This window comes from Paraburkholderia flava (assembly GCF_004359985.1).
Taxonomy (GTDB): domain Bacteria; phylum Pseudomonadota; class Gammaproteobacteria; order Burkholderiales; family Burkholderiaceae; genus Paraburkholderia; species Paraburkholderia flava.
In genome coordinates this window covers 846671-859105 of sequence record NZ_SMRO01000003.1, presented here as the reverse complement: position 1 = coordinate 859105, position 12435 = coordinate 846671, and the positions used below count along the sequence as shown (strand labels likewise).

General features: G+C 64.7%; 12 protein-coding genes. 5 read left to right on the top strand and 7 right to left on the bottom strand.

All coding sequences use genetic code 11. From position 1 onward, the window contains the following. The first annotated feature begins 30 nt into the window (after positions 1-30). The 4 genes from glcE to proC all read left to right on the top strand — a co-directional run bounded on the left by glcE (position 31) and on the right by proC (position 3983). Positions 31-1119, top strand: coding sequence for a glycolate oxidase subunit GlcE (gene glcE / locus E1748_RS26400; protein ID WP_133650209.1), 1089 nt, complete (start codon positions 31-33; stop codon positions 1117-1119). Positions 1120-1127: 8 nt separating this feature from the next. After that, complete coding sequence (gene glcF, locus E1748_RS26395; RefSeq protein ID WP_133650208.1) at positions 1128-2354, top strand: glycolate oxidase subunit GlcF; 1227 nt, start codon at positions 1128-1130, stop codon at positions 2352-2354. Between the two features lie 99 nt (positions 2355-2453). Then, a complete protein-coding gene (locus E1748_RS26390) occupies positions 2454-3152 on the top strand; it encodes a YggS family pyridoxal phosphate-dependent enzyme (protein WP_133650207.1) in 699 nt (232 codons plus the stop codon). Between the two features lie 15 nt (positions 3153-3167). After that, positions 3168-3983 (top strand): pyrroline-5-carboxylate reductase, encoded by an 816-nt coding sequence (gene proC, locus E1748_RS26385; RefSeq protein ID WP_133650206.1) that lies wholly within the window; start codon positions 3168-3170, stop codon positions 3981-3983. Between the two features lie 58 nt (positions 3984-4041). On the opposite strand, the gene ubiA is transcribed toward proC, so the two are convergent. From ubiA to recG, 7 genes are all read right to left on the bottom strand, one after another. Further along, entirely contained in the window at positions 4042-4905 is an 864-nt protein-coding gene (gene ubiA, locus E1748_RS26380) for a 4-hydroxybenzoate octaprenyltransferase (RefSeq protein WP_133650205.1), read from the bottom strand. Positions 4906-5098: 193 nt separating this feature from the next. Then, positions 5099-5590: a Dps family protein gene (locus E1748_RS26375; protein WP_133650204.1), complete on the bottom strand. Its 492-nt coding sequence runs from the start codon at positions 5588-5590 to the stop codon at positions 5099-5101. 160 nt (positions 5591-5750) lie between these two features. Continuing rightward, positions 5751-5915 carry a hypothetical protein gene (locus E1748_RS31585; RefSeq protein ID WP_166653631.1) on the bottom strand — a complete coding sequence of 55 codons (165 nt, stop codon included), beginning with the start codon at positions 5913-5915 and terminating at the stop codon, positions 5751-5753. A gap of 65 nt (positions 5916-5980) precedes the next feature. Continuing rightward, on the bottom strand, positions 5981-7438 hold the full coding sequence (locus E1748_RS26370; RefSeq protein ID WP_133650203.1) for a catalase: 1458 nt from the start codon (positions 7436-7438) through the stop codon (positions 5981-5983). A 57-nt stretch (positions 7439-7495) separates the two neighbouring features. Continuing rightward, a complete protein-coding gene (locus E1748_RS31580; RefSeq protein ID WP_166653630.1) occupies positions 7496-7633 on the bottom strand; it encodes a hypothetical protein in 138 nt (45 codons plus the stop codon). Positions 7634-7800: 167 nt separating this feature from the next. Next, entirely contained in the window at positions 7801-8763 is a 963-nt protein-coding gene (locus E1748_RS26365; protein ID WP_133650202.1) for a hydrogen peroxide-inducible genes activator, read from the bottom strand. Between the two features lie 124 nt (positions 8764-8887). Then, positions 8888-11128, bottom strand: a complete 2241-nt coding sequence (recG, locus tag E1748_RS26360; protein ID WP_133650201.1) for an ATP-dependent DNA helicase RecG — start codon at positions 11126-11128, stop codon at positions 8888-8890. Positions 11129-11290: 162 nt separating this feature from the next. On the opposite strand from recG, the gene queA reads away from it, so the two are divergent. Next, positions 11291-12349 (top strand): tRNA preQ1(34) S-adenosylmethionine ribosyltransferase-isomerase QueA, encoded by a 1059-nt coding sequence (gene queA, locus E1748_RS26355; protein ID WP_133650200.1) that lies wholly within the window; start codon positions 11291-11293, stop codon positions 12347-12349. The last annotated feature ends 86 nt before the right edge of the window (positions 12350-12435 follow it).

The window sequence follows — 12435 nt, the reverse complement described above, 5'->3', positions numbered from 1 at the left end:
GACAATCAGGCGACAACCAGGCAAGGCACCATGGAAGAGGAAGACATCGTCGCTAGCTGGTCCGAGCGAATCCGCTCGGCTACCGCAGCGGGGCGTGCATTGCGCATTCGCGGCGGGGGCACGAAGGACTGGTACGGTCAAACGCTGGAAGGTGAAATCCTCGACACGCGCGCCCATCGCGGCATCGTTTCCTACGACCCCGCCGAACTCGTCATCACCGCGCGCGCCGGCACACCGCTCCTCGAGATCGAAGCGGCGCTCGCCGAACACGACCAGATGCTGCCGTTCGAGCCGCCTCACTTCGGCGCGCAGGCCACGTTCGGCGGTTGCATCGCGGCCGGTATCGCAGGACCGCGCCGCCCCACTGCAGGTGCGCCTCGCGACTTCGTGCTCGGCGCGGTCGTGATGAACGGCAACGGCCAGGTGCTGCACTTCGGTGGACAGGTCGTGAAGAACGTCGCGGGCTACGATGTGTCGCGGCTGCTGGCCGGCTCGCTCGGCACGCTCGCGCTGATCCTCGAACTGTCGGTGAAAGTGCTGCCGCGCGCGAAGACCGAGGCCACGCTGAAGTTCGACATGAACGGCACCGATGCCGTCCGCAAGCTCAACGAATGGGGCGGCCGACCGCTGCCGATCACCGCGAGCGCATGGCGCAACGGCACGCTCGCGCTGCGGCTCGGCGGCGCGGAAGCCGCAGTGAAAGCGGCGAAGTCATCGCTTGGCGGCGAGGTGGTCGACGCGGTCGAGGCCGAACGCTTCTGGGCCGGCCTGCGCGAACAGACCGATCCGTTCTTCTCGGCGATCGCACCGAAGGCCGCGTTGTGGCGCCTCGCGTTGCCGACCATCACCGAGCCTTTGCAGTTGCCCGGCGCGCAACTGATGGAATGGGGCGGCGCGCAGCGATGGTGGATCACCGACACCGACGCGCAAACCGTACGCATGAGCGCGAAGCAGGCCGGCGGCCACGCGACCATCTTCCGCACCGGTCACGGCTACGATCGCAGCTCCGGTGTATTCACGCCGCTGCCCGCGCCGCTGATGAAAATCCACCGCGGCCTCAAGGCCGCGTTCGACCCCGCCCGCATCTTCAATCGCGGCCGGTTGTATCCCGATTTCTAAGGGACACGATGCAGACGAACCTCGCGGACTTCATCCGCAATACACCGGAAGGCGACGAGGCCGACGCGATTCTGCGCAAATGCGTGCACTGCGGTTTCTGCACGGCGACCTGCCCGACGTATCAACTGCTCGGCGACGAACTCGACGGTCCGCGCGGCCGCATCTACCTGATCAAGCAGATGGTCGAAGGTGCGCCGGTGACGCGTAGCACGCAGACTCACCTCGACCGTTGCCTCACCTGCCGCAGTTGCGAGACGACGTGTCCGTCCGGCGTGCAGTACGGACGTCTCGTCGAGATTGGCCGCAAGCTCACCGAAGAGAAGATCCGTCGACCGGTCGGCCAGCGCTTGACGCGTCGCATGCTGGCGAGCTTCGTGCCGAACAGTGCGCTGTTCACGCCCGCGATGCTGTTCGGCCAGCACGTGCGCCGGCTGCTGCCGAAGAAGCTGCGCGACAAGGTGCCCGCGCGACAACGCCCGCTCGAATGGCCCACCGCGACCCATCCGCGCAAGATGCTGATGCTCGCCGGCTGCGTGCAGCCCTCGATGATGCCGAACGTCAACATCGCGACCGCCCGCGTGCTCGATGCGCTCGGCGTGCAGACCGTCATCGCGCCCGAAGCGGGCTGCTGCGGCGCGATCCGCCTGCATCTCGGCTATCACGACGAAGCACTCGACGACATCCGCGCGAACATCGACGCGTGGTGGCCGCACGTCGAACAGGGCGCGGAAGCGATCGTGATGAACGCGTCGGGCTGCGGCGTGACCGTGATGGAATACGCGCACCTGCTGCGCGACGATCCGGCGTACGCGGACAAGGCGCGACGCATCGTCGAGCTGACTCGCGACATCTCCGAAATCCTGCCCGAGTTCGAAGAGTCGCTGACCGGCCTCGCGCGACGCCGCGCCGTGCATACGGTCGCGTTCCATCCGCCGTGTACGCTGCAGCACGGCCAGCAGATACGCGGCAAGGTCGAGCATCTGCTGACTGCGCTCGGCATCGATGTGCGACTGCCCGTCGACAGCCATCTGTGCTGCGGCTCCGCCGGCACCTACTCGCTCACGCAGCCCACGCTGTCGTACACGCTGCGCAACCAGAAGCTCGAAAAACTGAGCGCGCTCGAACCGCAGATGATCGTCTCGGCAAACGTCGGTTGCATCTCTCATCTGCAAAGCGGGACGTCGATGCCCGTCGCGCACTGGGTCGAACTCGTCGAGCACATGTTGTCAGCGTAACGGAGCAGGTTCATCGCCGCCACCTGGCCGATCGGCCAGGTCGGCGGTGCGCACCAGCGTCCGTATAATCGGGTCATCGTCCTGCTGCAATCCGACCTCATGCCCGATCTCGTTCACAACCTCTTCGCCGTGCAACAGCGCATCGCGCTCGCCGCGCAGCTCGCCGGCCGCGACCCGGGCACGGTGATGCTGCTCGCGGTATCGAAAACTTTCCCCGCCGAAGACGTGCGCGCGGCCCACGCGGCCGGCCAGCGCGCGTTCGGCGAAAACTACGTGCAGGAAGCGCAAACCAAGCTCGAGGCGCTGGTCGATCTGCGTGCATCGATCGAATGGCATTTCATCGGTCCGCTGCAGTCGAACAAGACGCGGCCGGTCGCCGAGCAGTTCGACTGGGTGCATTCGGTCGACCGGCTGAAGATCGCGCAGCGTCTCTCCGAACAGCGTCCCGACAATCTGCCGCCGCTCAACGTGTGCCTGCAGGTGAACGTCAGCGGTGAAGCGTCGAAGAGCGGTGTCGTGCCTGTTGAAGCGTCGAGCGTCGCGCAGGCAATCGCCGCGCTGCCGCGCTTGCGATTGCGCGGGCTGATGGCCATTCCGGAGCCTGCAGGTAACGTCGACGAACAGCGTGTGCCGCATCGCGTGCTACGCGAACTATTCGACACGCTACGCACACACGGGCTGCAACTCGATACGCTATCGATGGGCATGTCGGGCGATCTCGAAGCCGCCGTGCTCGAAGGCTCGACGATGGTCCGTGTCGGCACCGCAATTTTCGGCGCCCGCGATTACTCTCACTAAACACTCACCACCATCATGAAAATTGCCTTCATCGGCGGCGGCAACATGGCCGCCGCGCTCATCGGCGGTCTCGTCAAGCGCGGCACCGCGCCGGCCGATCTGTACGCGATCGATCCCAATGAAGAGGCACGCGCGCGCCTCGCGCAGCAGTTCGGTGTTCGCACCGGCGCAGTGGCCGACGCCGACCTCGCGTCATACGATGCGATCGTGCTTGCCGTGAAACCGCAGGTCGCACGCAACGTCGCCGAAGCACTCGCGCCGTATGTCGGCGCGGCACATCTGGTGATCACGATCGTCGCGGGCATCCGTTCGGCGGACCTGTCGCGCTGGTTGAATGGTCATGTGCGCATCGTGCGCACGATGCCGAACACGCCTGCGCTGATCGGCATGGGGGTGACGGGGCTTGTCGCGACGTCGGGTGTCGATGACGCTGGTCGTGAACTCGCGTCACAGGTGCTGGGTGCGGTAGGCCAGACGGTCTGGTTCGACGACGAAGCGAAGATCGACGCGGTCACGGCGATCTCGGGGAGCGGGCCGGCGTACGTGTTTTATTTCATCGAGGCGTTGCAGGAGGCTGCTCGTCAACTGGGTATGGACGATGAACAGGGTCGCGCGCTCGCCGTGTCGACGTTCACCGGTGCGGCTCAGCTTGCCGCGCAATCGACGGAATCGCCTGCTGTGTTGCGCGAGCGTGTGACGTCGAAGGGCGGCACGACGGCAGCTGCACTTGCAGCGTTCGATGCTCAAGGCGTGAAGGATGCGATCGTGCGCGGCGCGCTGGCCGCGGATGCGCGCGCGAAGGAAATGGGCGAGGAATTCGGCAAGCAGTAAGCGGGTTACCACCGTAGGCGTACATGCGCGCATGCGCATGGACGCCTACGTGCCTCGATCACAGCGCAGCGATCATGTAGTGCGCGGCAATCCCCGCGAACAGTGCACCGCCCAGCCAGTTGTTGTGCCGGAATGCCGCGAAGCACTGCATACGATCGCGGTCGCGAATCAGCCGATAGTGATAGATCGCACACGCAACCGCTGCCGCCCAGCCGAGCCAGAACACGACACCGAAGCCGAGCATCACGGCGATCACCGCATAGATGCCGAGCGTTCCCGCATAGCACAGCATCACGGCAAGCACGTCGAAACGGCCGAATGTCAGCGCCGATGTGCGGATGCCGATCTTGATGTCGTCGTCGCGATCGACCATCGCGTATTCGGTATCGTAGGCCAGCGACCAGAATATGTTCGCGACCAGCATCGCCCACCCGAGCATCGGCACGTGATTCTGGATCGCGGCGAACGCCATCGGAATCCCGAAGCCGAACGCGATGCCGAGATACGCCTGCGGCAGCGCGAAGAATCGCTTCATGAACGGATACGAACCGGCAACGAACAACGCGACAACCGACAGTTCCTTCGTCAGCGTATTGAGCGGCAGGATCAGCAGGAACGCGAGCAGCGACAGCCCGGTGGCAAGCGCGATCGCTTCCCACGCGGCGATCTTGCCCGAGGTCAACGGACGGTCGACGGTGCGCTTCACATGGCGATCGAAATCGCGGTCCGCGTAGTCGTTGATTGCACAGCCCGCCGAGCGCATCAGCAGCGTGCCGACCACGAAGATCACGAGCAGTTGCGGCGTCGGGTGGCCACCCGACGCAATCCACAGCGCGTTGAGCGTCGGCCACAGCAGCAGCAGGCTGCCGATCGGTTTGTCCATTCGGACAAGGCGCAGGTAAAGCGGAAGTCGGGCGAACATGGCGGTACGGATCAAGACGATGCCGATATTCTAGAGCAGCGGCGCGTCGTGTCGTCCACTACGCGGCAGCGGAGCTAGGCAACACAAACAGTTCGCACAAAAAAAACAGCCCAACAGGCAAGGCCTGTCGGGCCGCATCTACACACTTCCATCGACGCGGGTCACCGCCACATGGCGCAACCCGCGAACAGCTTTACGCCAGCATCGAACGCAGCATCCACGCGGTCTTTTCGTGCGTCTGCATGCGTTGCGTCAGCAGGTCGGCGGTCGGTTCGTCGTTCGCCGCTTCGGTCGCAGGGAAAATTTCGCGCGCCGTGCGCACGACCGCTTCCTGACCTTCCACCAGTTGGCGAATCATTTCTTCAGCAGCCGGCACGCCGTCCGCTTCGGGAATCGACGACAGCTTCGCGAATTCCTTGTAGCTGCCCGGCGCGGCCACGCCCAGCGCACGGATACGTTCGGCGATCGCATCGACTGCCATCGCGAGTTCGGTGTACTGCGTCTCGAACATCAGATGCAGCGTGTTGAACATCGGACCCGTGACGTTCCAGTGAAAATTGTGCGTCTTCAGATATAGCGTGTACGTATCCGCCAGCAGACGCGACAGACCTTCCGCAATCTTCTTGCGGTCCTTGTCGCTGATGCCGATGTTGACGTGCGGTACGGAGGTTGCTTTTTTGGCCATGATGACTCCTTTGAAGAGTGATGCGAACCGGTCGGCGGCTCCGGATTGACGACAGACAACCCGGTTGCTCGAACGCCCGACAGTGTAGCGTAGAAAGCCCGTGTTCTATGCGCTGCAGCCCCGCGCCACGGCTGTCCGGCGGCGTTGCCTCATGCACCCGTCACGCGCCGGTCAGGTGCTGCAGACCGTGCGCGAAGATCACCGCGAAGCCGCTGCCGACGACCGCAAGTCCGGTCATTTTCCGCACGAATGCGGCGCCTCGCAGGCGGTACGCGTGCTGCGCGAATGCGTTTCCGCCGATGCCTGCCATCATCATCTGGATCATGATCGTTCTCCTTCGATTCGTCTTCAAAACCGGTGGAGCGTAATGCGCCCCACCGCTGTTCCCTGTTACTTCGCTGCGGTCGCTTCGTCGAGCTTCACGAGTGCTGCAACCACACCTTCCGCATACGCCGGATCGATGCGACGGAAATGCTCGACCTGCCGCGCAATGATTTCGTCCGGCACACCCTTGATCGACCGCGCGATGTTCGCGAACAGGCGCTCGCGATGCGCGGCGTCGAAGAGCTTGAACAACGCTGCCGGCTGGCTGTAGTAATCGTCGTCTTCGCGATGGTCGTAATGGTCGACTGCACCGGCCGCGAGCGGCGGTTCGATCGCATTGCGGTCTTGCGCGAAATCGCCGAAGCGGCTCGGCTCGTAATTCACCGTTCCCCCGAGGTTGCCGTCCGCTCGCATCGCGCCGTCGCGATGGAACGAATGGTGAAACGGGCAGCGCGATGCGTTCACCGGAATCTGGTGATGGTTCACGCCGAGCCGGTAGCGTTGCGTGTCGCCGTACGAGAACAAACGACCCTGCAACAGACGGTCCGGCGAGAAGCCGATGCCCGGCACCACGTTCGCCGGCGTGAACGCCGCCTGCTCGACATCGGCGAAATAATTCTGCGCGTTGCGGTTCAGCTCGATCGTGCCAACGTCGATCAGCGGATAGTCGCTATGCGGCCAGATCTTCGTGATGTCGAACGGGTTGTACGGCACCTTCGCCGCATCGGCCTCGGGCATCACCTGAATGCGGAACGCCCACTTCGGAAAACGGCCTTCATCGATACTCGTGACGAGATCGCGCTGCGCGCTTTCGCGATCGCCGGCTACGACCTGCGCCGCTTCAGCGTCGCTGTAGTTCTCGATGCCGTTCAACGACTTGAAGTGGAACTTCACCCAGAAGCGCTCGTTGTTCGCGTTGATGAACGAGAACGTGTGCGACCCGAAGCCGTGCATCTGCCGATAGTTCTTCGGAATGCCGCGATCGCTCATCACGATCGTCACCTGATGCAGCGACTCCGGATGCCGCGACCAGAAGTCCCACGCGGCGATGTTGTTGCGCAGGTTCGTGTACGGATCGCGCTTCTGCGTGTGGATGAAGTCCGGAAACTTCAGCGGATCGCGGATGAAGAACACCGGCGTGTTGTTGCCCACCACGTCCCAGTTGCCTTCTTCGGTGTAGAACTTGATCGAGAAGCCGCGCACGTCGCGCTCGGCGTCGGCCGCACCGCGCTCGCCGGCCACCGTCGAAAAGCGCATGAAGAGCGGCGTTTCCTTGCCGACCTCAGCGAAGACCATCGCCTTCGAAAAGCGCGAGATGTCGTGCGTCACCTTCAGCGTGCCGAACGCGCCGGAACCCTTCGCATGCACGCGGCGTTCGGGAATCACCTCGCGATCGAAGTGCGCGAGCTTCTCGAGCAGCCACACGTCCTGCAGCACAACCGGGCCGCGCGTGCCGGCGGTCAACGAATTCTGGTTATCGGCGACGGGCGCGCCGGCCGCCGTGGTGAGCTTGCGTTCGGACATCCTGAACTCCTGGTATGGGGGGCTTAAAAAGGAAACTGCGATTCGGGAACTGCGGGCTCAGGCCGACAACGCGCGGTCGACCAGCAACGCCAACGCCACGGTTCGCGCGCCGAGGATCGTCGCGGCAAACGCATTGGCGGGTTGTTGGGTTTTCGGGAGGTGGGGCTGCGACTGCTGGGATTGAAGCTGCGTCATGATTTCCTCCGTGTGGGGTTGGATCGGCTGATCCATGGAGGACACTATATCAATACTATTGAATTTCTATGTTTGATTAATTTTATCTATTCAATAGGCGCAGCTGCAGGTGCTTCTCGAGTCACTTCACGATACAAAAACGCGCCGCCCGAAAGCGGCGCTTCACGTCAGTTGACTGCAACCGCCGACATGTCCAGCTTGCTCATACCCGGCAGATCACAGGCGGCGATCGCATCGCTGATCGCATCGATCGCGGGCATCCGCGTGAAGCTCTTGCGCCACGCGAGCACCACGCGGCGATCCGGCACAGGCTCGTCGAACGGCACGTATGACAGCAGCCCCGCATCGATGCCGCCCGCGTGCGGTTTCACCTCATGCACCGACATCCGCGGCAGCACCGTGATGCCGACACCGCTCGCGACCATATGGCGAATCGTCTCGAGCGACGAACCCTCGAACGTCTTCTGGATGCCGTCCGCGTTCTGCGAGAAGCGCATCAGTTCCGGACACACGCCCAGCACGTGATCGCGGAAGCAGTGCCCGCTGCCAAGCAGCAGCATCGTTTCCTGCTTCAGATCGTCGGCACCGATCTTCGGACGCTTTTCCCACGCATGACCCGACGGCAGCGCGACGACGAACGGTTCGTCGTACAGCGGACGCAGCATCAAACCGGTTTCAGGAAACGGCAACGCCATGATCGCGACGTCGATTTCGCCCTGCTTCAACAGTTCGATCAGCTTCAGCGTGTAGTTTTCCTGCAGCATCAGCGGCATCTGCGGGACGCGGCGGATCATCTGCTTGACGAGCGTCGGCAGCAGGTACGGCCCGATCGTATAGATCACGCCGAGTCGCAGCGGTCCGACGAGCGGATCCTTGCCCTGCTTGGCAATTTCTTTAATCGCAAGCGTCTGTTCGAGCACGCGCTGCGCCTGCGTGACGATCTGCTCGCCGATCGGCGTCACGCTGACTTCGCTCGTACCGCGCTCGAAGATCTGCACGTTCAACTCGTCCTCGAGCTTCTTGATCGCCACGGACAGCGTCGGCTGGCTGACGAAACACGCCTCGGCCGCGCGGCCAAAGTGCCGTTCGCGGGCAACCGCGACGATGTATTTCAATTCGGTGAGCGTCATTGGGGACCAATCAGTGCGTTGGATTCGATAGGTTTCTGTTATACACCTATGGGGCCAATTCGCCAACCTTCAAGCCGGAACGCATGCCTGGCGCGGCTGCGAGCCCCTGCTTCCGGTTCCCGGATCAAGCCTTCAGATACTGTTCGCGCGCGCCCAGCCAGCGCGCGAGATGCTGGGTCACGGCGTCCGGCCAGTCTTCGAGCAGCCGCGCGGCGGCCTCGCGAGCCGGTTCGATCAACCAGCCGTCCTGTTCGAGATCGGCGAACCGCAGCATCGCCGCGCCCGACTGCCGCGCGCCCAGAAACTCCCCGGGACCGCGAATCTCGAGGTCGCGCCGCGCGATCTCGAAGCCGTCGGTGGTTTCGCGCATCGTCTGCAGACGCGCACGCGCCGTCTGCGACAGCGGAGAGCTATACATCAGCACGCACACCGACGCGGCGCTCCCACGCCCCACCCGGCCGCGCAGCTGATGCAACTGCGCGAGACCGAAACGCTCGGCGTGCTCGATCACCATCAGCGACGCGTTCGGCACGTCCACGCCGACTTCGATCACCGTCGTCGCGACCAGCAACTGCACCTCGTTACGCGTGAACGCGTCCATCACCGCGGCTTTTTCGGCCGGCGCGAGCCGTCCGTGCACGAGTCCCACGCGAAGCTCGGGCAGCGTCGCGACCAGCGTCTCCCAGGTTTCCACCGCGGTCTGCAACTGCAACGTCTCGCTTTCTTCGATCAGCGGGCAGACCCAGTACACCTGGCGCCCCGTCAGCGCCGCTTCGCGCACGCGGCCGATCACCTCTTCGCGACGCGCATCGGCGACGAGCTTCGTCAGCACCGGCGTGCGGCCGGGCGGCAGTTCGTCGATCGTCGAGACGTCGAGATCGGCGTAGTAGGTCATCGCGAGCGTGCGGGGAATCGGTGTCGCCGACATCATCAGTTGATGCGGCTGGAAATCGAGTGCACCGTCTGCGGCGTTCTGGGCTTTCGCGCGCAACGCAAGCCGCTGCTGCACACCGAAGCGATGCTGCTCGTCGACGATCACGAGACCGAGCCGCGCGAACTCGACCGCGTCCTGGATGATCGCATGCGTGCCGATCACCAGTTGCGCGGTGCCGAGCGCGGCCGCCTCGATCGCCGCGCGCTTTTCCTTCGTCTTCAGACTGCCCGCGAGCCACGCGACCTGCACGCCGAGCGGTTCGAGCCAGCCGCGCAGTTTGCGCGCGTGCTGCTCGGCGAGGATTTCGGTTGGCGCCATCAGTGCTGCCTGGTAGCCGGCGTCGATGGCCTGCGCGGCCGCGAGCGCGGCCACCACGGTCTTGCCGCTGCCGACGTCGCCCTGCAGCAGCCGCTGCATCGGATGCGGCAGCGCGAGGTCCGAGCCGATCTCCGCGACCACGCGCTGCTGCGCGCCCGTCAGTCCGAACGGTAGCGCCGCGCAGAGCCGCGCGAACAGCGTGCCCGAACCATCGGCGGCACGACGCGGCATCGCCGGCGCCGCACGCGTACGGCGCGCGTCGTGCGCGCGCTTCAACGACATCTGCTGCGCGAGCAGTTCCTCGAACTTGATGCGCACCCACGCCGGATGCGTGCCGTCGATCAACGCGGTTTCGTCCGCATCGGCGGACGGATGGTGCAGCGTGCGCACCGCCTCCATCAGCGACGGCACACCCAGCGGTTCGAGATGCGCGCGCGCGACCGGCTCCGGCAGCAGCTCGGGCAGTGAGGTACGCGACAGCGCGTTGTCGATCGCCTTGCGCAGATACGCCTGGCTGACACCGGCCGTCGTCGGATAAACCGGCGTCAGTGCCTGCGGCAACGGTGCATCTTCTTCGACCGGTCGCACCGCCGGATGCACCATCTCCATGCCGAAGAAGCCGCCGCGCACGTCGCCACGCACCCGCAGACGCTTACCGATGGCCATCTGTTGCACCTGCGAGCCGTAGAAATTCAGAAAGCGCAGCACGAGTTCGTCGCCGGCATCGTCGCGCACTTTCACGAGCAACTGACGACGCGGCCGGTAAGCGATCTCGTTGTCGAACACGATGCCTTCGGTCTGCGCGACGCCGCCGGGCAGCAGTTCGCCGATCGGCGTGAGCGTGGTTTCGTCTTCGTAGCGCATCGGTAGATGCAGCACGAGATCGATGTCGCGCGTGAGGCCAAGCTTCGCGAGACGGTCGGCGGTTTTGGTCGGTGCGGCAGCCTTTGCGGTTTTCTTCGAAGCCACGGCCGGCTCGGAGACGCTCTCTACATCCGCACCGGCAGAAGAATCGACCGGCCCGGCGGCTTTCCTGCGTCGCGTCGCGCGGCGTGGCTCGGCGGCGCTGGCTTCGTCGGGTTCGGCAGTCGGTCGGCGGTCGGACAGGGGCATGAGTCGCTTCGCAAGTACAATATCGGCTTTCAACGGATTCGCCGCGCCGGCACGAGCCAGCGCGAACGCCGCTGCGGCGGCGTCCCGCAATCATAGCCGCTCGCCGCGCAGCGACGGCTCGATCCGTTCTCCAGTCTATCGTTCCGTATCCTGCCCGTTCGCATGTTCACGCTTTCCGATTTCGATTTCGCGCTGCCGCCCGAGCTGATCGCGCAAACCGCGTTGCCCGAGCGCAGCGCGAGCCGTCTGCTCGAAGTGGACAGTTCGACGACGCCCACGCAATTCGTCGACCGCCGCTTTGCCGAGTTGCCCGGCTGCATCACGCCCGGCGATCTGCTGGTCTTCAACGATACCAAAGTGCTGAAGGCGCGCTTCCTCGGCCAGAAGGCCAGCGGCGGCCGGATCGAAGTGCTGGTCGAGCGGCTGACCGGCGAGCGCACCGCGCTCGCGCAGATCCGCGCGAGCAAGAGCCCGGCGCCGGGCACGACGCTGCGTCTCGCCGATGCATTCGACGTCACCGTCGGCGAGCGCGTCGAACCGTTCTACACGCTGCACTTTCCCGCCGACTGCCTGACGCTGATCGAGCAATACGGTCGCCTGCCGCTGCCGCCGTACATCGAGCACGACCCCGACGCGACGGATGAGACCCGCTATCAAACCGTGTTCGCGCAGAACCCGGGCGCGGTCGCGGCGCCGACTGCCGGCCTGCATTTCGACGATGCGCTGCTCGCGAAGCTCGACGCGCATGGTGTCGAGCGCGCGACGCTCACGCTGCACGTCGGCGCCGGCACGTTCCAGCCGGTGCGGGTCGAGAACATCGCCGACCATCAGATGCACAGCGAGTGGTACGCGCTACCGCAAACGCTCGTCGACCGGATCGCGGCGACGCGCGCGCGCGGCAACCGCGTGATCGCGGTCGGCACGACGTCGATGCGCGCGCTCGAAGCCGCCGCGCGCGACGCCGAGAATGCGGGCCGGCCGCTCGCGGCGACCAGCGCCGAAACCGATATCTTCATCACGCCGGGCTATCGTTTTCGCGTGGTCGACCGGCTGGTGACGAATTTCCATTTGCCGAAATCGACGCTGCTGATGCTGGTGTCCGCGTTCGCCGGTGTCGAGACGATCCGTGCCGCGTATCGTCATGCGATCGACGAGCGCTATCGTTTCTTCAGCTACGGCGACGCGATGCTGCTGACGCGGCAGGACGACGCAGGCAGTTAAGCATCACGCAGCACGCGCTGTCGCGCCCTTCGCGACAGCGTTCACACCACGCGCCGAACTGTATTTCGGTAGCCCAGGAGTTTTCG

Excerpts from the sequence above, each read along its gene's own strand:
- E1748_RS26375 (WP_133650204.1), bottom strand. The coding sequence starts at position 5,590 with ATGGCCAAAAAAGCAACCTCCGTACCGCACGTCAACATCGGCATCAGC.
- E1748_RS31585 (WP_166653631.1), bottom strand. The coding sequence starts at position 5,915 with ATGATCCAGATGATGATGGCAGGCATCGGCGGAAACGCATTCGCGCAG.
- ubiA (WP_133650205.1), bottom strand. The coding sequence starts at position 4,905 with ATGTTCGCCCGACTTCCGCTTTACCTGCGCCTTGTCCGAATGGACAAA.
- recG (WP_133650201.1), bottom strand. The coding sequence starts at position 11,128 with ATGCCCCTGTCCGACCGCCGACCGACTGCCGAACCCGACGAAGCCAGC.
- glcF (WP_133650208.1), top strand. The coding sequence starts at position 1,128 with ATGCAGACGAACCTCGCGGACTTCATCCGCAATACACCGGAAGGCGAC.
- glcE (WP_133650209.1), top strand. The coding sequence starts at position 31 with ATGGAAGAGGAAGACATCGTCGCTAGCTGGTCCGAGCGAATCCGCTCG.
- E1748_RS26365 (WP_133650202.1), bottom strand. The coding sequence starts at position 8,763 with ATGACGCTCACCGAATTGAAATACATCGTCGCGGTTGCCCGCGAACGG.
- E1748_RS26370 (WP_133650203.1), bottom strand. The coding sequence starts at position 7,438 with ATGTCCGAACGCAAGCTCACCACGGCGGCCGGCGCGCCCGTCGCCGAT.
- E1748_RS26390 (WP_133650207.1), top strand. The coding sequence starts at position 2,454 with ATGCCCGATCTCGTTCACAACCTCTTCGCCGTGCAACAGCGCATCGCG.
- E1748_RS31580 (WP_166653630.1), bottom strand. The coding sequence starts at position 7,633 with ATGACGCAGCTTCAATCCCAGCAGTCGCAGCCCCACCTCCCGAAAACC.
- queA (WP_133650200.1), top strand. The coding sequence starts at position 11,291 with ATGTTCACGCTTTCCGATTTCGATTTCGCGCTGCCGCCCGAGCTGATC.
- proC (WP_133650206.1), top strand. The coding sequence starts at position 3,168 with ATGAAAATTGCCTTCATCGGCGGCGGCAACATGGCCGCCGCGCTCATC.